Origin of the sequence: Proteus myxofaciens ATCC 19692, assembly GCF_001654855.1 — a bacterium.
Classification (GTDB): domain Bacteria; phylum Pseudomonadota; class Gammaproteobacteria; order Enterobacterales; family Enterobacteriaceae; genus Proteus; species Proteus myxofaciens.
In genome coordinates this window covers 1-22,453 of record NZ_LXEN01000105.1, presented here as the reverse complement: position 1 = coordinate 22,453, position 22,453 = coordinate 1, and the positions used below count along the sequence as shown (strand labels likewise).

12 protein-coding genes are annotated in these 22,453 nt (G+C 37.6%); 2 read left to right on the top strand and 10 right to left on the bottom strand.

Annotated features, from left to right (window positions below):
- Positions 1-127 precede the first annotated feature (127 nt).
- The gene (locus M983_RS11415; protein WP_066750605.1) at positions 128-7,228 is read left to right on the top strand and encodes an Ig-like domain-containing protein; all 7,101 of its coding nucleotides are present in this window, start codon (positions 128-130) and stop codon (positions 7,226-7,228) included.
- Between the two features lie 359 nt (positions 7,229-7,587).
- Here the strand turns inward: M983_RS11415 and carB are convergent, their stop codons facing one another.
- The 8 genes from carB to ribF all read right to left on the bottom strand — a co-directional run bounded on the left by carB (position 7,588) and on the right by ribF (position 19,281).
- On the bottom strand, positions 7,588-10,815 hold the full coding sequence (gene carB, locus M983_RS11410; protein WP_066750601.1) for a carbamoyl-phosphate synthase large subunit: 3,228 nt from the start codon (positions 10,813-10,815) through the stop codon (positions 7,588-7,590).
- A 17-nt stretch (positions 10,816-10,832) separates the two neighbouring features.
- Entirely contained in the window at positions 10,833-11,996 is a 1,164-nt protein-coding gene (carA, locus tag M983_RS11405) for a glutamine-hydrolyzing carbamoyl-phosphate synthase small subunit (RefSeq protein WP_066750598.1), read from the bottom strand.
- A 434-nt stretch (positions 11,997-12,430) separates the two neighbouring features.
- A complete protein-coding gene (gene dapB, locus M983_RS11400) occupies positions 12,431-13,252 on the bottom strand; it encodes a 4-hydroxy-tetrahydrodipicolinate reductase (protein ID WP_066750596.1) in 822 nt (273 codons plus the stop codon).
- Between the two features lie 253 nt (positions 13,253-13,505).
- Positions 13,506-14,459 (bottom strand): 4-hydroxy-3-methylbut-2-enyl diphosphate reductase, encoded by a 954-nt coding sequence (gene ispH, locus M983_RS11395; RefSeq protein ID WP_066750594.1) that lies wholly within the window; start codon positions 14,457-14,459, stop codon positions 13,506-13,508.
- The gene (fkpB, locus tag M983_RS11390) at positions 14,440-14,910 is read right to left on the bottom strand and encodes an FKBP-type peptidyl-prolyl cis-trans isomerase (protein ID WP_066750592.1); all 471 of its coding nucleotides are present in this window, start codon (positions 14,908-14,910) and stop codon (positions 14,440-14,442) included. Before fkpB ends, ispH begins: the two co-directional genes overlap by 20 nt.
- A 70-nt stretch (positions 14,911-14,980) precedes the next feature.
- Positions 14,981-15,496: a signal peptidase II gene (gene lspA, locus M983_RS11385; RefSeq protein WP_066750589.1), complete on the bottom strand. Its 516-nt coding sequence runs from the start codon at positions 15,494-15,496 to the stop codon at positions 14,981-14,983.
- A gap of 3 nt (positions 15,497-15,499) precedes the next feature.
- Entirely contained in the window at positions 15,500-18,310 is a 2,811-nt protein-coding gene (gene ileS / locus M983_RS11380; protein WP_066750586.1) for an isoleucine--tRNA ligase, read from the bottom strand.
- A gap of 29 nt (positions 18,311-18,339) precedes the next feature.
- Positions 18,340-19,281 carry a bifunctional riboflavin kinase/FAD synthetase gene (gene ribF, locus M983_RS11375; protein ID WP_066750583.1) on the bottom strand — a complete coding sequence of 314 codons (942 nt, stop codon included), beginning with the start codon at positions 19,279-19,281 and terminating at the stop codon, positions 18,340-18,342.
- 431 nt (positions 19,282-19,712) lie between these two features.
- Here ribF and rpsT point away from each other — a divergent pair, with 431 nt between their 5' ends.
- Entirely contained in the window at positions 19,713-19,973 is a 261-nt protein-coding gene (gene rpsT, locus M983_RS11370) for a 30S ribosomal protein S20 (protein WP_004248964.1), read from the top strand.
- 67 nt (positions 19,974-20,040) lie between these two features.
- On the opposite strand, the gene nhaR is transcribed toward rpsT, so the two are convergent.
- Positions 20,041-20,967 carry a transcriptional activator NhaR gene (nhaR, locus tag M983_RS11365; protein WP_066750580.1) on the bottom strand — a complete coding sequence of 309 codons (927 nt, stop codon included), beginning with the start codon at positions 20,965-20,967 and terminating at the stop codon, positions 20,041-20,043.
- A gap of 191 nt (positions 20,968-21,158) precedes the next feature.
- The gene (gene nhaA / locus M983_RS11360) at positions 21,159-22,337 is read right to left on the bottom strand and encodes a Na+/H+ antiporter NhaA (protein ID WP_066750577.1); all 1,179 of its coding nucleotides are present in this window, start codon (positions 22,335-22,337) and stop codon (positions 21,159-21,161) included.
- Positions 22,338-22,453 lie beyond the last annotated feature (116 nt).

Here is a 22,453-nt window from a genome sequence, read left to right as displayed (position 1 = left end):
ATTTTATATTTTAAATGCTATTTTTTTAGTTTAATTGATATTAATGAATTAGAGTTCCATTTTTGATATCGAAATTATATATAAAAACGAAAATCTCATTATTATTTATTGCGATGAGTTTTTTAAAATGACAATATCGAAATATGGGCTAACGTCTGAGCTATCTGGTATAGCGAAAAAAATAGCATGGGCAAATATCGTTATTCAATTTGCTTTTCCTATCACTGCTTCATTACCTGCGAATGTCTTCGCAAAACAAAATTCACAAGAAAAACAATTCATTAGTACAAATGTTTTACGTAATACATATCAAGTAAAAGGGGGAGATACTCCTGATTCTATTGCAAAAAATTTCAATATCAAACTATCTCAATTAATCGAAGAAAATCCTGATTATGTTTCTTTATCTGGTAAATTAAAAATAAAAGAAGGTATTAAACTTAATATCCCTAAAGAAAAAAAACAAATAAAGAAATGGTTAAATAATAGAGAAGTTGATATCCCTGATGCTTCAAGTGATGGTAAAGCGCTTGCACAATTAATTGCAGATAACTCTTCACTATTAAATAAAGAGGCCGATTTAAGTCAATACGCTATAAGCCGCGTAACAAGTAAAGCTAATTCAGAAATAGAACAATGGTTAAATCAATTTGGTCATGCGCGTGTATCACTCTCCACAGATAAAAAATTCACATTAGAAGGAAGTTCAGCTGATCTGCTTATACCGCTTTATGATCATGAGAAAAATTTAGTTTTTTCTCAAACCAGTTATCATCGTAAGGATTCTCGTAGCCAATTAAATCAAGGTATTGGCTATCGCCATTTTACTGATAAGTTTATGCTTGGTCTTAATGCCTTTTATGATTACGATTTAAGCCGTTATCACAGTCGCTTTGGTATTGGTGCTGAAGTATGGCGTGATTATTTTAAATTAAGCGTAAATCACTATCATCGTTTATCTAACTGGCGTACATCGGATGATGTGATGGACTATAATGAACGTCCTGCTAATGGTTGGGATATTCGTACTGAAGGCTATCTGCCTATCTATCCACAATTAGGCGCTAAACTTATTTTTGAACAGTATTACGGTAAAGAAGTCGGTCTCTTTGGCAAAGATAATCGTCAAGAAAATCCTCATGCTTATACATTTGGGATCAATTATACACCAATTCCACTGGTGACATTTAGTGCAGAGCGCAAAATGGGATTACATGATCATGCTGATAATAAGCTCGATCTCAGTCTATCTTATCGTATTGGTGAATCTATCGCTAAACAAATTGACCCTGATAACGTCAAAGCTATGCATACATTAGCAGGCAGTCGCTACGATTTTGTCGATCGTAATAACGATATTGTATTGGAATATCAAAAGAAAATACTTGTTTTTATTTCAATGAATCCTGAAATTAATGGTTATGCCAAAGAAGAAAGGGACTTAGCCGTCAATGTGCATTCTAAATACCCTCTAAAACAAATTGTTTGGTCTGATAATGGACTTATTGATAACGGCGGTAAAATTAATCACAACGGTGGGTTTAATTATTCTGTCGTACTTCCTAACCATATTGCAGGCTCTCTTTCTAAAAATACTTATACGATTAGTGCGGTTGCTATTGATGAACAAGGTAATCGCTCTGATCCCGTAGAAAGTAAAATCATCGTTGATCAAGCGGCAATTAATACCAATAACAGTTTATTTGAGCCTAAAGTAAGTCAGCTTCCTGCTGATGGGCATACGAAACAACACTTAACATTATCTGTATTTGATAATGATAAATTACCTGTTGATATCAATATCAATGAACTCAAATTAGAACAACAATCTGATACAACAAAAGGCAATAGCCAAATATCACCATTTTCTCGTATTGATAAAGGGCAATATCAACTTACGGTGACAGCAGGAAGCACACCAGAAAAGCTTACTCTTACACCTGTATTTCGTGATAACTCGTTTAATTCAGCAACATTAATATTAATTGCAGATAATATTACAGCGGAAATTGCAAAAGGAGATTTAAGCGTTATTAAAGATAACGCACCTGCTAACGGTAAAAGTGAGAATAAAATTCAGGTCATTGTTTCTGATATCAATCACAACCCATTGCCTAATTATTCAGTAACTTTTACAGCAGATAATAGCGCTAAAATTATTTCTCAAGATAAAACCGACTCACAAGGTAAAATAATTGTTCCTATCACCAATACTCTTTCTGGTATTTCACATATTGGCGTAAAAGTCAGAGATATTATTTACCCTATTGATGTGAATTTTATTGCAGATAACAATACCGCTCATATTCCACAACAATCTTTAGTGATTACTCCTGCGATTTCATTAGCAGATAATAAAACAGAAAAAACGGTTTCATTACAAGTTATCGATAAACAAAACAATCCTGTACCTGATATGCAAGTTAACTTATCCGTTGATAAACAAGCTCAATTAAAAGAGAAATTATTAACGACAGATAAAGAAGGTAAAGCATCTACCTCTTTAATCAGTAAATTTGCAGGTACCATGACAGTAAGCGCTAAAGTAAACAATTATGTCACTCAGGCCACTACTGAATTTACTGCAAATCAAGCGAATGGTCAGATTATATCAATTACGCCATCAGCACCGCCTTATATTGCCGATGGTCAAACCAAAGTCATATTTACTGCCGTGGTTAAAGATAATTTTGGTAATCCACTACCTCATGCACAAATAGGTTGGGAGACAAATCGAGATAAAAATGTCGTCAAAATCGATGAAATGACCATCACCGATATCAATGGTGTTACAACCACAACATTAACCAGCACGCAAGCAATGAATGTCATAGTCACTGCTCGCATTAATAATCAATCGCTTGAGGCCTCACCAATTAACTTTATTGCGAATAACCAAAAAGGACTTATTACTGAGCTTAATATTGATAAAACACAAATTGTTGCTAACAATACAGAACAAGCAAAACTCACTGCTGTCGTAAAAGATAAATTTGGTAATAAACTTTCTAATGTCGTTGTTCATTGGCAAGGTAGTGCTGGTACTCAATTTACACAAGTTCAATCAACAACTGATAATCAAGGCTTAGCACGCAATAGCGTATCGACTTCGCAATCGGGTATCACCACAATTACGGCGAAACTAGATAATGGAGAACAAGCACAAAATACTCTTACCGCGGTTGCTGATCCACAAAGTGGTAGTATCACATTAAGTACTTTAAATAATAAGATAACAGCAATTGCTGATAATCAAGACACAATCACCGTTATTGCAACATTGACTGATAGCCATCAAAACCTGTTAAAAAACACTCCTGTTTACTGGCAATCAAGCCTAAATACGCTTAGTAATACTATTACTCAAACCGATGATAAAGGGAAAACTCAGGTTGTTATTTCGGGTAATAAAGCCCTAGCCACAACTGTCAGTGCTTCTTTATTAAATAAACAACAAAAAAGTATTCATCTTGATTTTATTGCAGGAGCTGCTGTCAGTACAAATAGCCAATTTAGCGTAGAGCCACAATCTATTATTGCGGATGGTAAATCAGTTGCCGTTGGTAAAATAATACTACGTGATAAATTTAATAACCCAGTAAAAGGACGAAGCCAATCTGTTACTTTAAAAGGTGATAACAACACGATTAAATTTACTCAAGTTCAAGAAATCACTGAAGGTAGTTATCAAACTAATATTACAGGCACGCAAGAAGGACTCAGCCAAATTACTGCAAATATAGATACGATAACGTCAACTCAACCACTTGGATTTTTAGCAGACAAACAAACCGCTACTATTCAATCTGTCACAGTAATATCACCATACAGTGTTACAGCGAATGGTAATGACAAAGTAACGATAAAAGCACAAATTGCTGATAAACAAGGTAATACTAACATCCGAGATGTAACCGTTGGTTGGATAACGGATTTGGGTAAACTTTCTGCACCATTGAGTAAAACCAATAGTAATGGTATTGCAGAAATTACAGTATCAAGCCGTCAAGCAGGTCTCGCACATATTACAGCAATGCTGGATAGCCATACAGCCGTAGATGCAGATCATGTCATTACCTTTGTTGAAGGTAATATCTCAGCATCACTGTCTACATTAGCTATCTTCCCTAATGTGATTGTTGCTGAAACAGGTCGTGCTAATGTCACACTTACCCTTAAAGATGATGAAGGGAATCCATTAAGTGGATTCAACAATAAAATTACCTTAACGGCAACGCCGTCTTTACAAAACACTATTACGTCATTTAAAGAAGGACAAAAAGGCGTTTATCATGCACAAATCAGCGCATTAAAAACGGGTACGATGTCGCTATCAGCGCGTGTTGATAATGTCGATATTAAACAAACTACTTCATTAACAGTTATTCCAAATAGCCCAAGTGCTAAGGTGAAGAATTTCACTATAAGTGATACGCATCCTCATGCGGGTGATACCATTACTTATACAGCTTATCTAATTGATAATCATGATAATCCTGTAGGAAAAGGTGTTCCTGTTACATGGTCCACGAATGAAGGAAGTCAACTTCAGAAACCATTGACATTAACCGATGATAACGGGATTGCGACTGTTAACTTATACAGAGGTCCCGCAGGTATTGCCAAAGTCAGTGCGACTCTCATTTCAGGTACTTACGATGCTGATGATGTAAGTTTTGTTGCTGATAATGTTGATGAAAATAAATCAGAACTAACGTTACTACCTGCAAAAATTATTGCTGATGGTAAGGATAGTGCAGTTCTGAGCTTACTGATTAAAGACAAAGGTGGAAATATACTACCAAGTCAAACAGTACAAGCTATTTCTAATGAACCAACTATTGTTTTCTCACCAGCAAAACAAGTTTCTCCTGGTTTATATGAAATAAAAGTAACAGGTACTAAAGCGGGAAATGCCGAACTTGGTGTAAAAGTAAATGGAATTGAATTTAAGAAACATAAAACACTGCAATTGAATGCCGATACCAGCACATGGAAAATTCAAGCAGTAAGTGTTGATAAGAAATCAATGATTGCGGGTGACACTAAAGGTGTAATTTATCAAGCGAGTGTCGTTGATGCCAACAATAACATTCTGCCAAATGTGATAGTTTCATGGAAATTAACAGGTTTAGCTGATGACTACAATTTCAGTACTTACACTGATAAACAAGGTATTGCGAGAACTACCGTTACAAGTAAGGTCGCCGGTATTTTGAAAATGAGTGCGTATCTGGATTTAACTAATCATAAAGCAATTGATGATGTGACTGTACTTCCCGCTAATATTGATACAACAAAATCAACCTTTAGTAGTAGTAGATCATCAATTGGTGGTGATGATAAAGACAGTACAACGTTAACAGTAAAACTTGTCGATCAATACAATAATACTATCAGTAATAAAGATGTCACCCTTAAATCAACATCGGGCACACCGCACTTTGCTCAGAACCCAATAAAATCAATAGGAAATGGTGAATATCAAACCACCATGACATCTAATATTAAAACAGACATTGTATTAACAGCGGAAGCTGATGGTATTACTATTGCCAAACCTATAACTATCAAAGTCACTATACCAAAACCAAATATTGTGTTTGATAAACAGATACAACAAAAAATCTATGCTTCTGCACCTGTCCCTGCATTAAGTTACAGTGGATTACCGACTAATCTGGATGTAATGTGGTCAAGCTCAGATACTTCTATTGCCTCTATTAATGTTCATAGTGGTCAAATTTCAATGAAAAAAGCAGGTACAGTGATTATCACGCTACAAACCTCAGGTGATGAACATTATCAGCCAGCACAAAATAGTTACCCATTAGTCATTGATAAAGCAGACATTGGGTTATCGACACCAATAACACAATTTAGCGCTACTTGGAAAGATAATGTTCAACGAGAAATTTCACTTCTATTGAGCAATGTAGACAGTGTGGCTAATCCTCCATCCATACAATTTATCAATTATGATAAAAATATCATAGACATTGATAATAAAGGGAAAATTACGCCAATTAAACCAGGACATACAGCTATCACAGCCATTTCACAGGCGACAGAACAATTTAAATCATCCAGTATTACTATTGATTACAAGCAAGAGAAAGGTGTTTTAGATTATCAATTTAATGATCCTGATATCACTCTATTTACTCAACCGAATGCGAGTGTTGATATTCCTGCTCAACAAACTAAAAAACCCGTTCCTGTTGAAGCAAATGCAAAATGGAGTAGTGATAACACGAATATTGTTCAAATTACCCCAGAAGGGAGAATTACCAAGCTGAATGTTGATAATGGCGCAATTCAAAGTACCGCAATACTCACACTTTCAGTTGTAGGTAACGATTTTTATCAAGATTACAGCCAGAATTATAAAGTCATAGTCAAGCCCATCCCTGATATCACTATTTCGAAAGTCAATTTTAGGGAAATGCAACAGGTTAATTCGTCAATGGATGTTAATCAACTAGAGTGGCATCCTCTTTATAATGATGACAATAAAATTGTCATTGATTGGAATGCCAAAGATCAACCCTACGCAGTGGATTTTATCGTTCTCGCTAATGATGGTACTACGCTTGAAAAACAATCAGTATTACGCTATATGGGTGCCCCTATTGCTCCTGTAACTCTAACTATTCAGGATATGCATAAGATAAAGGCGCACGATGCATTAATACTACAAATCACAGTTTTTGATGATCAAAATAAGCCTTATATAAAAAACTATAAAATAAAAGTCACACCACCAACAGCGAAGGATATAAATACCGTACTTAATGTGAATTATACTTCATCCTTTCTCTATACTAATACTGGTGCTAAAGCATCTTCTTGCCAAGATGCGATAAGTACAAGCACTACTCACTTAATTATCAATCCGATTATTGAATTTAAAAACAGAGTAGATCAGCTACGTTATCCTATTAAAGTAAAAGCCGGAATTTATGATGTAACTATGGATCCAACACCATTATCTAGTGGAAATATAAATTCTGATTTTACCTATCCAGGTAATCCTGAATTTAATCAGACTTCATCATCTAAAATTAAATTTGAAGAAACATCATCTAATTATGCAATTGATAAAGAATGTAGAATTTCAGATAGCGGAACTGCAAATTTAAAAATGACTTTTGAAATCGAAGGGACCTACGACTCGATATCAGTACCATTTATATGGGGAGGCAATTCAAATGCTCATTCAAAATGATAAAATAATAGAATAATAAAATTATAAAATAGTAAATCATTATTAATCTAAAGGCTGAATTGAGTAAAAACGAAATTCAGACTTTTATTATATTTTTTTGATAAGGTATATTTACCTTTTAAATCAAAAAGATAAAAAAACAATCTTCATCACTAACCCAAATCGACTATTCTATTCAACAATGACAGACTCACTAACCTCATTGAACATGTGATCTTGCTTAATAAAGTAACACCAAGATATTAGTCAATTTTACTTGGCAATCGATATTAAGTTTCACTTTCATTATAAAGGCACATAAAAAATCCTGAATAAAGGTTTCCCTCTATTCAGGACAAGAATTAAAGCAACAAACAAACTTAAGATTTATTTATTTTTTCGTGCATTTCTTGCACTGAAATAACATCAGAAGTTGGAGAAGCGCTTAGTGATAATGTTGTCGCAAATCCACCATTAATCGTTGTGTCATAGTGAACTTTATATTGTAATGCACTGCGACGAATCAGCTTAGAATCCTCAATCGCTTGGCGTCCTGCTGTTGTATTGACAATATAGTCATATTCACCATTTTTAATTCTATCTTGAATATGAGGTCGTCCTTCATGCACCTTATTGACAAGGCGAGGATTGATACCCGCTTCACCTAAAACGATTGCTGTACCATGAGTCGCATCAAGCTCAAAACCATGTTTTAATAATTTGCTCGCTAAATCAACGACTCGCTTTTTATCGCCTTCACGCACAGAAATTAACGCTCTCCCTTTTTTCTTCATTGTCGAGCTGCTTCCTAACATCGCTTTCGCAAAAGCTTCAGCAAACGTTTTTCCCACCCCCATCACTTCCCCTGTTGAGCGCATCTCAGGCCCTAAAATGGGATCAACGCCAGAGAATTTATTGAAAGGTAATACCACTTCTTTTACTGAATAATAAGGTGGGATAACTTCTTTAGTGACGCCTTGTTTTTCAAGACTTTGACCAATCATGACACGCGCAGCCACTTTGGCAAGAGGAACACCCGTTGCTTTTGAGACAAAAGGCACAGTACGAGCCGCACGAGGATTCACCTCGATAAGATAAACATCATGGCCTTTCACTGCAAATTGCGCATTCATTAAGCCTTTTACACCTAATTCAAATGCTAGTTGTTTCACTTGTTCACGCATCACATCTTGAATTTCATGACTTAGCGTATAAGCAGGTAATGAACATGCTGAATCACCAGAGTGCACTCCCGCCTGCTCAATATGCTCCATAATACCGCCGATAACGACTTGCTCACCATCACAAATAGCATCAATATCAACTTCAATCGCATCATCTAAGAAACGATCAAGAAGCACAGGCGCATCATTGGATACACTTACCGCAGTTTGGAAGTAACGACGTAAATCAACTTCATCATAAACAATTTCCATTGCACGCCCACCCAATACATAAGAAGGACGAACAACCAACGGATAACCAATAACGAGCGCTTTTTCAACGGCTTCTTCTAGTGCTGTCACTGTTGCATTTTCAGGCTGTTTTAAACCGAGTTTAACGACGGCTTTTTGGAAACGCTCTCTGTCTTCTGCTTTATCTATCGCATCTGGGCTTGTGCCAATAATAGGCACGCCTTGGGCTTCTAGCTCTCTTGCTAATTTCAGTGGTGTTTGACCACCATATTGCACAATCACACCTTGTGGTTTTTCAATACGTACTATTTCAAGTACATCTTCTAACGTTACAGGCTCAAAGTAGAGTCTATCCGATGTGTCATAATCTGTTGATACGGTTTCAGGATTACAGTTAACCATGATGGTTTCGTAACCATCTTCACGTAATGCTAAAGCAGCATGAACACAGCAGTAATCAAACTCAATACCTTGCCCAATACGGTTTGGTCCACCACCTAAAATCATAACTTTAGGCTTATCTTGATTTGGATTAGCTTCACACTCATCTTCATAAGTGGAATACATATAAGCGGTATCAGTTGCAAATTCAGCGGCACAAGTATCAACACGTTTATAAACAGGGTGTAACTGATATTGTTCACGTAGCTGACGAATCTCTTGTTCTGTCGTATTCGTTAATGCCGCTAATCGTGCATCAGCAAAACCTTTACGTTTTAGATGACGCAGAAAATCTGCCGTTAATCCTTTGATACCCTCATGGCTCACTTGCTCTTCAAGACGAACAATTTCTTCGATTTGAACTAAGAACCAACGGTCAATATTCGTTAAATTAAAGATACCATCAATGGATAAACCCGCTCTAAACGCATCCGCGATATACCAAATTCTATCTGAGCCGGCTTCTTTTAACTCGCGACGAATTTTGGTTAAAGCTTCAGGATCCTCTAAATCGACTTTAGGATCAAAACCTGTCGCACCAACTTCTAACCCACGCAACGCTTTTTGCATTGATTCTTGCAAAGTTCGACCAATCGCCATGACTTCACCCACAGATTTCATTTGTGTCGTTAATCTGTCGTTAGTTCCTGCAAATTTTTCAAAGTTAAAGCGAGGGATCTTCGTCACAACATAGTCAATTGACGGTTCAAAAGAAGCCGGAGTGCGCCCACCAGTGATGTCATTCATTAATTCATCAAGGGTGTAACCTACAGCGAGTTTTGCTGCAATTTTAGCGATAGGGAATCCCGTGGCTTTAGATGCAAGCGCTGATGAGCGAGAAACTCGTGGGTTCATTTCAATAACAATTAAACGCCCTGTTTTAGGGTCAACAGCAAACTGCACATTGGACCCCCCTGTTTCAACACCAATTTCACGTAATACTGCCATCGAGGCATTACGCATAATTTGGTATTCTTTATCAGTGAGTGTTTGTGCTGGTGCAACTGTAATGGAATCACCTGTGTGAATTCCCATTGCATCAAAGTTTTCAATGGAACAGACAATAATGCAGTTATCATTTTTATCACGTACAACTTCCATCTCGTACTCTTTCCAACCAATTAATGATTCATCAATCAATAATTCATTTGTTGGAGATAAATCTAAACCACGAGTACAAATCTCTTCAAATTCTTCGCGGTTATAAGCGATACCACCACCAGTTCCTCCCATTGTAAATGAAGGGCGGATAATACAAGGAAAACCAACATCATCAGCAACTGCAAAAGCTTCATCCATGGTATGTGCAATACCGGAACGCGCGGTATCTAAGCCGATTTTTTTCATTGCTTTATCAAAGCGCTGTCTATCTTCTGCTTTATCTATCGCATCTGCTGTTGCACCAATCATGGTGACACCAAATTCAGCGAGCACACCTTGTCGCTCTAGTTCTAATGCGCAGTTAAGTGCAGTTTGTCCACCCATCGTAGGTAATACGGCATCAGGGCGCTCTTTTTCAATTATTTTTCTAACAACTTCCCACTGAATAGGCTCTATATAAGTGGCATCAGCCATTTCAGGGTCTGTCATGATGGTAGCAGGATTAGAGTTGACTAAAACAACGCGATATCCCTCTTCACGCAGTGCTTTACAAGCCTGAGCCCCTGAATAGTCAAATTCACACGCTTGACCGATAACAATAGGGCCAGCCCCTAAAATCAGGATTGTTTTGATATCTGTTCTTTTCGCCATTTTCTTTTGCTCCTGATTTATTTCGTTGTCACTGATTGCGTATTTTGACGGTATTGTGTGATAAGTTCGATAAAGTGATCAAAAAGCGGTGCAGCATCATGTGGACCAGGGCTTGCTTCTGGATGACCTTGAAAACTAAAAGCAGGCTTATCAGTACGATGAATACCTTGTAGAGAACCATCAAAAAGAGATTTATGTGTTACACGTAGATGAGTAGGAAGCGTATTTTCATCAACAGCAAAACCGTGGTTTTGTGCCGTTATCATCACAGTATTTTTATCTAAATCTTTCACAGGGTGATTACCACCGTGATGTCCAAATTTCATCTTAACCGTTTTAGCGCCACTGGCTAATGCTAATAGTTGATGACCTAAGCAAATACCAAAGAGAGGTATATCAGTCGTTAAAAATGTCTGAATAGCATCAATCGCGTAATTACAAGGCTCTGGATCCCCGGGACCATTAGAAAGAAAAATGCCATCAGGTGAAAGCGCAAGGACCTCTTTAGCTGGCGTTTGTGCAGGTACAACCGTCACACGACAGCCTCTGTCTACTAACATACGTAAAATATTACGCTTAATACCAAAATCATAAGCGACAATATGCAGTGGTAATTCATTTTCCGTTTTAGCAACAGGAAGTTCAGTTTCTCTTGTCCAGCTTCCTTGTGCCCATTGGTAAGGCTGTTTTGTCGATACTACTTTTGCTAAATCCATTCCTTTTAATCCAGGGAATGTTTTCGCATTTTCTAAGGCCGTATGTGATTCAAGTAACGGACCTGCAATAATACAGCCGTTTTGAGCGCCTTTTTCTCGTAGCAAGCGTGTCAATTTACGTGTATCAATATCCGCAATAGCAACAATATTATGGCGTTTCAAATAATCAGATAAATTTTCTTTTGCACGATAATTACTCATAACTAAAGGCAAGTCACGAATGATTAGGCCTTGTGCATGGATAGTGTCTGATTCTTCATCAAAAGGATTAACGCCGGTATTGCCAATATGGGGATAAGTAAGAGTGACGATTTGCTGAGAGTAAGAAGGGTCGGTTAGAATTTCCTGATAGCCTGTCATAGAAGTATTAAAAACGACTTCACCGATAGCGGTGCCATGTGCACCTATCGACTTGCCGTGGAATTCGGTTCCATCTTCGAGAACCAGTATTGCTGTTCTTATCAAAACGCCTCCCAGAGAATAATAAATCACATTTAATGCATATTAATTCAGATTTAAGGCTTTAAATCAATGCCAAAAAGATAATTTAGGGCAAATTTTTGGCAAATTGGGCGCATTCTAAAGATCGATACGTCAGATGTCTAGAAAAAAGACACTTTTATTTAAAAAAATATCAACTATTCTTAATTAGCCACACCAAATGAGCATTAATATAATCTATCTTAGATAGTTAACCGTTTGCTTCGTGAAATAAATTATTTATAGATAAAAAAGAAGGGAAAAAGAGGGAAAAAGTGATTTTTTCTAAAAAATGGGAGTTTAAAATGAAGATAACTATAAAAAATACCAACTTAAATAAAAAACAAATTAAAAGTAAAAATAAAACCCAATGTTTTATAAATTACAATGGGTTTTCAATGGGTTAATTTATTTAAATTTTATAAATCTTCAAGAGAGAGTACATCTTTCATATTATAAAGGCCTGTATTTTGTCTTGAAATCCAAACTGCCGCCTTAACTGCACCATTTGCAAATGTCATACGGCTAGAAGCCTTATGGCTTATCTCAACACGTTCACCAATATCTGCAAAAATCGCGGTGTGTTCACCAACAATATCACCTGCTCTAATTGTTGCAAAACCAATACTTTTAGGATCACGCTCACCAGTATGACCAACACGCTCATAAACTGCGCAGTCTTTTAAATCACGACCTAAGGTATGTGCAATTGTTTCACCCATAGCAAGTGCAGTGCCTGAAGGAGCATCCACTTTATGGCGATGGTGTGCTTCAACAATTTCGATATCAGTATAAGATCCCATTACTTTAGCGGCTTTTTCTAGCAATTTAAGCACTAAATTAACACCCACACTAAAATTAGCCGCAAAGACAATAGAAATACGTTGAGAGGCAGTTTTAATCGCTTTTTTACCTTCGTCATCAAATCCTGTTGTACCAATAATCATGCCTTTATGGTGCTCTGCACAAAAATCAAGATGCAAAAGTGTCCCCTCAGGGCGAGTAAAATCGATAAGCACATCAAAATGCGCAACTTGGGCAAGTAGATTATCCGTTACTGTGACACCAATATGACCAATACCCGCTAATTCACCAGCATCTGATCCGATTAATGAGGAGTTAGTACGTTCAAATGCGGCACCTAAAACTACACCTTCTTGTTGAGAGATGGCTTGAATAAGTTGACGTCCCATGCGTCCACCAGCACCCACAACGGCAAGACGAAGCGCTTTTGTAGTCATGACTGAATTCTCCTTAATAATATGTTTAATTTATTTTTATTATTAACAGAGTAGCGATGTCATTGGTCTGATGCCAGCCTTTCTCTTACAAAATAAGAAAAACACACGAAATGAGGTTGATTATCAGAAAAATAAATAATCGTCGAAGAAATGTAATAATTGCGCATAGTCATCACCTATGCAAAGAAGATAAAAAACAAAAAAGCAGAGAGTTAGCTCTGCTTTTAAAATCATTGATGAGGCTTAGTTACGATTATTCAATGACACGATAGTCAAGACGTAGCTCTTTAGGAACTTCAAAAACGATATTTTCTTCTCGTCCTGATAGCTCTATCACTTCATCTGCGCCAAATTTCTTTAAACGTTCTAAGACTTGTTGCACTAAAATATCAGGTGCAGAAGCACCCGCCGTCACACCCACTATATTCGCATTAGCAACCCATGATTCATCAATGTCTTCATAGCTATCTATCAAATAAGAAGGTTTACCTGCTCGTTGAGCCAGTTCTGCTAATCGATTTGAGTTTGATGAGTTTTTTGACCCCACAACAAAGACAACATCAGCGCGTTCTGCCAACTCTCTTGCAGCTTCTTGACGATTAGTCGTTGCATAGCAAATATCGTCTTTACGAGGTCCTACAATTTTAGGAAAGCGCGAATTTAATGCATCAATAACCTCAGAAGTATCATCAACAGACAGTGTTGTTTGAGTCATGAAACAAAGATTATTTTCATCTTTGACCTCTAGTTTCCAAACATCATCTGGCGATTCGACTAAATACATTCCACCTTCAGCATTATTGTACTGTCCCATAGTGCCTTCAACTTCAGGATGACCAGCATGACCGATTAAAATGGCTTCTTTGCCTTTGCGACTTGCTCTTGCGACTTCCATATGCACTTTTGTCACTAAAGGACATGTTGCATCATAAAGCATAGTTAAATGACGAGCGCGCGCTTCTTGACGAATTGCTTGAGAAACACCATGAGCTGAGAAAATTAAGATGGCATTATCAGGAACTTCTGCGATCTCTTCAATGAATATAGCGCCACGTTCACGTAAATCATTGACCACATAGCGGTTATGAACGACCTCATGGCGAACATAAATAGGTGCACCATAAATTTCTAATGCACGATCAACAATGCTGATAGCCCTGTCAACTCCCGCACAAAAACCTCGTGGGTTAGCCAGCAGTATTTGCATTAGTTGTTTCCTCCTGTGGTTCAATACTCACAACTTCAATATCAAAAGTGACATCTTGCAAAGCTAAAGGATGATTGAAATCAACAGTTACTGAATCTTCTGTCACTTTTTGCACGATACCCGGCATTTCATTGCCACTCATCGCTGTAAATAACATGATAGTCCCTATTTCAGGGATACCTGATTGTGCAAAATCAGAAGGCATAAAGTATTGAATAAGATCAGGATTGTATTTACCAAAAATATGTTCTCCTGCAAGTGTAAACGCTTTTTTATCACCTTCTTTTAATCCCAGCAATTCTGCTTCTAATGCAGGAGATAAGCTTTCATCACCAAGGCGAAAAAGGGCAGGCTTACCATGTGATTGCGTAGATTCAGCAACCGAACCATCAGCCAACTTTAAGGTAAAATTCAACAATACTGCGCTATTATTCTGCACCTGCATAACCATACTAATACCTTCTATTAAGCGTAACCCCCGCCAAAAGGCAGGGGCTATTTTAGTTTAACTAATCGTTTGATTACTTTTGATTTTTTGAGTTCTGTAGTTGGGCCTTTTTATCAGGAAAAAAACTTTCAATGATAATTAATCCGGCACCAATACAAATTCCCATATCAGCGATATTGAATGTAGGCCAATGCCAATCACCTACATAAACATCAATAAAGTCGATAACAAATCCATGAATCAAGCGATCAGAAAGATTACCCAATGCTCCACCAATAATAAGGGCATAAGCAATATTGCTTAATTTGGCGCTTGCTTTGTTTTTATACATCATGACGACAAGAGCAATACAGATTGCTAATGCAATCAGAGCAAAAAACCAACGCTGCCACCCACCTTTATCAGCTAAGAAGCTAAAAGCCGCACCATAATTATGCGCGTAGGTGAAGTTGAGAAAAGGCATCACTTCAACAGATTCATACAAACGAAATGTCTGCATAACATACTGTTTTGTACCTAAATCCAACACAACAACGGCAATGGCAAGCCAAAGCCAGCGTAAACCTGTAGAGCAAAGTGTTTTCTTCATTAATTAGGCAAACTTACGTTCTTCACCGTTACCGGCTACGTTGGTCACACAGCGTCCACATAAATCAGCGTGTTCCGCTACCTTTCCGATATCTGTTGCATAGTGCCAGCAACGTGGGCATTTTTCACCTTCTGCTTTATGAAGACCAATTTTTAGGCCAGCCATATCAGAGGCAATAGCGGTTTCTGGCGCTTCATGAATATCAGCCACTTTGGCTTGAGAGGTCAATAGAACAAAACGTAATTCATTACCTAACGCATTAAGTTTTTCTGCTAATGCTTTATCAGCATAAAGTATTACTGACGCTTCTAAAGAGCCGCGGAGTTGTTTGTCAGCACGTGCTTGTTCTAACACTTTATTGACTTCACTACGAACAGCTAATAATTCAGCCCAATAATCATCGTTCAGCGCTTCTTTTGCATCTAAACCAAACAGTCCTGTGTACCATTCTTCGGTTAAGACGAATTGTGCACGTTCACCTGGCAGTTCATTCCAAATTTCATCAGCGGTGAATGACATGATTGGTGCCATCCAGCGAACAAGCGCTTCACAGATATGATATAGCGCAGTTTGACAGCTACGGCGTGCAACACTGTCGCTTTTCGCTGTGTATTGTCTATCTTTAATGATATCTAAATAGAAAGAGCCCATTTCCACAGAACAGAACTGCATTAATCGCTGAATAACATTATGGAAATCATAATTTTCATAATGTTTTAGAATATCAGCTTGAGCTGCTTGTGCACGTCCCACTGCCCAACGATCTAGAATAACCATATCTTCAGGTTTTACTTGATGTTTTGCCGGATCAAAGCCTGTTAAATTTGCTAAGAAGAAACGCGCTGTATTACGAATACGACGATAAGTATCTGCTGATCGTTTTAAGATTTCATCAGAAACCGCAATTTCACCGGTATAATCGGTAGAAGCAACCCATAAACGTAAGATATCAGCACCAAGTTTATTCATCACATCTTGCGGGCTCACTGTATTACCGATAGATTTAGACATCTTACGGCCTTGACCATCCACAGTGAAGCCGTGTGTTAATACTTCACGGTAAGGTGCTTTGCCTTTAATTGCTGTTGAAATCATCAAAGATGACATAAACCAGCCACGGTGTTGGTCTGAACCTTCTAAATACAAGTCAGCAGAATTACCATGGAATTCAGGACGAGCATCAACTACTGTTGAATGTGTTGATCCTGAGTCAAACCAAACATCTAATGTATCTGGTGTTTTCATGTAATCGTCTGCTTCATCACCTAGCAAGTCACGGATATCTAAATCCCACCATGCTTGAATACCACTGACTTCAACACGTTTAGCAACTTCTTCCATTAATTCTAAAGTACGTGGATGTGGCTCTTGCGTCTCTTTATGAACAAACAGAGACATTGGCGTACCCCAAGTACGTTGGCGAGAAATACACCAATCAGGACGATTTTCAACCATTGATTCAATTCGTGCTTGGCCCCAATCAGGGATCCACTCAACGCCTTTGATTTCTTTTAATGATTGTTCACGTAAACCGTTTTTATCCATACCCACAAACCATTGAGGCGTTGCACGGAAGATAACAGGTGTTTTGTGTCTCCAACAGCATGGGTAGCTATGTTGTATAGATTCATGATGCAATAACGCACCTTTTTCTTTTAAAAGCTCAACGATGATGTCATTCGCTTTAAAGACAAATACACCATCTAATGTTGGATATGTATTCGGTAAATAACAACCATTTGGTCCAACAGGATTGGCTGTTTCTAAACCGTATTTTTGACCAATCACGTAGTCATCAGGACCATGGCCAGGTGCAGTATGAACAGCCCCCGTACCCGCATCTAATGTAACGTGGTCGCCTAAAATAGCAGGTACATCAAAGCCCATAAATGGATGATTAAAGCGCAATAACTCTAAATCAGCACCTTTGCATTCACCGAGTACTTCCCATTGAGTCACACCGATGCGTTTCATTACAGGTACAATCAAATCTGATGCAACAATCACGCACTCATCATTAAAAGAAACCAGTGAATAATCAAATTCTGCATTAAGTGAAATTGCACGGTTAGCAGGTAATGTCCATGGTGTTGTCGTCCAGATAACTAAAGAAATCGGTTTATCTGTTACGACGTTGAATTTAGAGGCAACAACCTCGGGATCAACCGCATTGAAACGAACATCAATAGAAGGCGATGATTTATCATAATATTCAACTTCTGCTTCTGCTAAAGAAGAACCACACGCTGTACACCAATGCACAGGTTTAGCCCCTTTAAGCAGATGACCATTAGCAATAATGCGCGCTAATGCGCGGATTGTATTCGCTTCTGTTTTGAAATCCATAGTGAGGTAAGGTTTATCCCAATCACCAAGAACACCTAAACGAATAAAATCTTTTTTCTGCGCTTCAATTTGCTCATAAGCATACTTGCGACACTCTTCGCGAAATTCTGCTGCCGATATTTTTTCTCCTGGCTTACCGACTATTTGTTCAACTTTTAGTTCGATAGGTAATCCATGACAATCCCATCCTGGAATGTACGGAGAATCAAAACCTGACAGTCCTTTGGACTTAATAATAATATCTTTGAGAATTTTGTTTACTGAGTGACCAATATGAATATTGCCGTTAGCGTATGGAGGGCCATCGTGCAAAATAAATGTTTTTTTACCACTTTTCGCCTGACGAATGGCTTGGTACAGACCTTCTTTGTACCAACGTGATAACATCTGTGGTTCGCGCTTTGCTAAATCCCCGCGCATTGGGAACCCTGTTTCTGGTAAATTTAGGGTATTTTTATAGTCACTCATTCGATTCTCAGTTCCAAGTTTCCGCTAGTTTATGACTCCGACCGCTGCAATAAAAAATCCCTAGCAGTAGCCACATCATCTGCAATTTGCTGTTTTAACGCATCCAATGATGCAAATCGCTGTTCGTTACGTAATTTCTTTCGTAACACAACATCAATACGACGTCCATATAAATCCATATTAACGTCGATTAAATGAACCTCTAGTTGTACGCCTTTCCCTTGCACAGTAGGGCGACTTCCAATATTAGCAACACCTGCTAAAGGTGTTGTTTCTCCCGCTAAATAAACATCAACGGCATAAACGCCTTTCACAGGAGCAACTAAGCGTTTCATTGGAATATTCGCTGTAGGAAAACCAATCGTTCTACCTAATTCTTTACCATGAGCAACGCGTCCACTAATTGTATATGGGTGCCCAAGTAAAGATTCAGCAAGCGCTAAATCATCATTAAGTAGTGCTTCTCTTACAGAGGTGCTACTAATACGCAATCCTTTATCACAATAACTTTCTGTATTAGCCACTTCAAATCCGTATCTCTCACCCGCTTGTTGCAAAAAATGAAAGTCACCTTTTCTATTCTTGCCAAAACGAAAATCATCACCAATCGCCAGAAATTTTACACCTAGCTTTTTAACAAGAAGTGATGAAACAAACTCTTCCGGGGTTTGTGAGGCAAATTGTTTGTCAAATTTGACACATAGAAGATAATCAATACCACATTCTGCTAAATATTTAATCTTATCTTGCAAACGAGTAAGACGAGCTGGCGCCTTCTCTGGCAAAAAAAACTCAAGTGGTTGAGGTTCAAACGTCATTACAACTGTTGGCAAACCACGTTGTAATGCTTCTTGCTTCAAGTGTTTTAATAATGCCTGATGACCACGATGGACACCATCAAAATTCCCAATTGTCAGGACACAACCATGGTGGTGTGGCTGGATATTCTGTATACCGCGAATTAGCTCCATAACTGGCTCAATACCGTGGAAATTATTAGATTATACCTTGTCAAAGGCTTGAGAGTAACCCAATATATCAATGTTTCTTGATGAGTTACATCTCGATAAGTCGATTCAATGATATTCTTAGTTTTAAATACTCACATCAAATAAAAAATACGTTCATATTTTACTTAATGGTCATAAATTCACATAAAATCAACTATTATTCTTGCTAGAATCCACTATTTCTCATTTATATGCACGTTTTTGATGATTTTTTCATTCAAAAGACTGTATTCTACCTGCCTTAACTGATAAAATCCTGCGCCATCACAACGAAACAAGTGTCGCGTACAACGACGCTAATTTTGTATAAATCCATTGACAAACTTAGGTTGAAAAGGCATATTCCTTCACCTTTGTATTGTCCTCGCTAGAATATATTTGGGAGTTGGAACTTGGCTAATATCAAATCAGCTAAGAAACGTGCGGTTCAGTCTGAAAAGCGTCGTCAGCACAACGCAAGCCGTCGTTCTATGATGCGTACTTACATTAAAAAAGTATACGCAGCAGTTGCTTCAGGTGATAAAGAAGCAGCACAAAAAGCATTTAATGACATGCAACCAATTGTTGACCGTCAGGCAACTAAAGGCTTAATTCATAAGAATAAAGCTGCGCGTCATAAAGCTAATCTGCAAGCACAAATCAAAGCAATGTAATATTGTTTCTTGTGTTAAAAAAACCGGCTCAGGCCGGTTTTTTATTATCGTTAGCACAACATTACTGTTATTCCACTAAGCTAATCGTGCTATTTTTTTGGCCGCTAAACAGTGATGAAAAATCTGTATTACATACTCTTTGCACCGCAGGATGTTGTATCATACGCTCTGCAAAAATAACGTAGTATTCTTCTTTTACTGCATCTAACTTACCAATTTCCTCAATATTACCTTGAGCAAAAGTTTCATTAGTATAAAGTGAAGGGGCAACAAAAATAGCATTATGGTTAAGACCAAACGCTTTCATTAATGCCGCATCATCAAATTCACCTAAAATTTCGACTTGTAGGTTTTTATTCCGTATCCACGTTAATAAATGTCGGCCTAACATTGAGCGACGACCTGGAATAAGTAATTTTCTATCTTCTAAACATTCAGGAAAAGGTCTTTCAGGAAGAGGATGACGACAAAAAAAACTGACACTGCATTCGCCTAATTTGACTGAAAAAAGCCCTTCTTGCTGAGATGAATCAACAGGGCAATCAGATAAAATCATATCGAGTTTATGTTGACTTAATTGCTCTAGTAATAATTCATGGGTTGATTCAAAGCAACGTAAATGAATTTGCTCGTGATCGATAACGGTTGTTTCTAATATACGGCTAACAAGTTGTTTTGATAGAGCATCAGCCACCCCTACATCAAATAATAAATTTGACTCTCGACTATAGTTGACAATATCAAGCATTTCTTGGCTGAGCATAAACATTTTATCTGCATAACGAAAAATGAGTTGCCCTAATTCAGAAGGAACAAGCCCTCTTCCTTGTCGTTTAAATAATTTACCACCAAGTCTTTCTTCTAATGCTTTTATTTGGCCTGTTATTGTTTGAGGCGTTAAATATAACGCGTCAGCAGCGCCTACAACAGAACCTTCTTTACACACATGCCAAAAATAATAAAGGTGATTAAAATTGAGATGTGACACCCGCATAGTTATATTCCTTTCAACTTCTGTGTTATCTCTCTACACAGACTATTTAACAACACCTAATTACGATTGGCTTTCCTTGCTTCCAATCACCATAAAAAGACCTACGGACAATGCAGAAATTTGTACCGTAGGTTCATGTATACTACTCGGAATTAATTGTGTTTAGAAACGCGTTTTTTTACTCATTTAATCTATTTTAGCTTCTGTTTTGATTTCGGTAAAACAGAATGAAGTAAGAAGTATCCCAGAATAGCTGCAATTGTCGATCCAACTAAGATACCCAACTTAGAGTAGGTATTATAAGCTTCACTTGCATTTTCAAAAGCAAGTCCTGCGATAAAGATAGACATAGTAAAACCGATACCACAAAGCACAGAGACTGCAAATATTTGCTTAAGATTAATCGCATCTGGTAATTTTGCAATACCTAGTTTTACCGAAACCCAACTAAAAAGAAATATACCGACAGGCTTACCAAGAAAGAGTCCTAATGCGATACCTACAGGTAATGCGGATAATATTCCATCAAATGTGACTCCGGTTAGAGAGACTCCGGCATTACTAAATGCAAACAGCGGCAGAATCAGATAAGCCACCCAAGGGTGTAATACATGCTCAAGTTCAGCAGAAGGAGAATTACCTGCTTTATCTCTAAGAGGGATCAAAAATCCGACAATGACGCCTGCAATCGTAGCGTGAATACCTGATTTTAAAATACAAACCCACAAAATAAAGCCAAGCACCAAATAAATCGCAGTATTACTCACTTTTCGCCAATTTAAGATGAATAATGCCATTGTCGTTATTACCCCAATAGCTAATGGCATTAGAGCAATACTTTTAGAATAAAATAATGCGATTATGACGATAACACCTAAGTCATCAATAATTGCCAACGCTAAGAGAAAGACTTTTAACTCAACAGGAACGCGTTTCCCTAATAGCGCCATCACTCCCAATGCAAAAGCAATATCTGTTGCAGCAGGAATAGCCCAGCCTTGGCTTGCTACCTCATCACCACGATTAAAAAATAGATAAAACAATGCGGGTGCTAGCATTCCACCAACGGCGGCAATAGCAGGAAAAATAGCGCGATCACGCTGGGCAAGAGAACCTTCTTTTAATTCACGCTTAACTTCTAATCCAACAATAAGGAAAAATATAGCCATTAAAGCATCGTTAACCCAAAGTAGTAGGGGTTTATCAAGCTCAAGCGCACCAAATTTGAAAATAATCGGAATAGAAAGAAAATCGTTATATAACCCGTTTAGCGATGAATTTGCCATCACTAATGCGATAATTGCAGCAATAATCAGAAGAATACCGCCAGATGCCTCTAATTTTAAAAATTGTTTAATAATTGCCGTCATGATATCGACCTCTGAATCTTTATTTTTGTTAATAATATGCTAATTATAAATTCGTAAAAAGCAGATTATTTAGCACTAAAAGATCGCTTTAACCGAGCCATCCCTCAAATATAAAG

Excerpts from the sequence above, each read along its gene's own strand:
- M983_RS11415 (WP_066750605.1), top strand. The coding sequence starts at position 128 with ATGACAATATCGAAATATGGGCTAACGTCTGAGCTATCTGGTATAGCG.
- carB (WP_066750601.1), bottom strand. The coding sequence starts at position 10,815 with ATGGCGAAAAGAACAGATATCAAAACAATCCTGATTTTAGGGGCTGGC.
- dapB (WP_066750596.1), bottom strand. The coding sequence starts at position 13,252 with ATGACTACAAAAGCGCTTCGTCTTGCCGTTGTGGGTGCTGGTGGACGC.
- ispH (WP_066750594.1), bottom strand. The coding sequence starts at position 14,459 with ATGCAAATACTGCTGGCTAACCCACGAGGTTTTTGTGCGGGAGTTGAC.
- fkpB (WP_066750592.1), bottom strand. The coding sequence starts at position 14,910 with ATGGTTATGCAGGTGCAGAATAATAGCGCAGTATTGTTGAATTTTACC.
- lspA (WP_066750589.1), bottom strand. The coding sequence starts at position 15,496 with ATGAAGAAAACACTTTGCTCTACAGGTTTACGCTGGCTTTGGCTTGCC.
- ileS (WP_066750586.1), bottom strand. The coding sequence starts at position 18,310 with ATGAGTGACTATAAAAATACCCTAAATTTACCAGAAACAGGGTTCCCA.
- ribF (WP_066750583.1), bottom strand. The coding sequence starts at position 19,281 with ATGGAGCTAATTCGCGGTATACAGAATATCCAGCCACACCACCATGGT.
- nhaR (WP_066750580.1), bottom strand. The coding sequence starts at position 20,967 with ATGCGGGTGTCACATCTCAATTTTAATCACCTTTATTATTTTTGGCAT.
- nhaA (WP_066750577.1), bottom strand. The coding sequence starts at position 22,337 with ATGACGGCAATTATTAAACAATTTTTAAAATTAGAGGCATCTGGCGGT.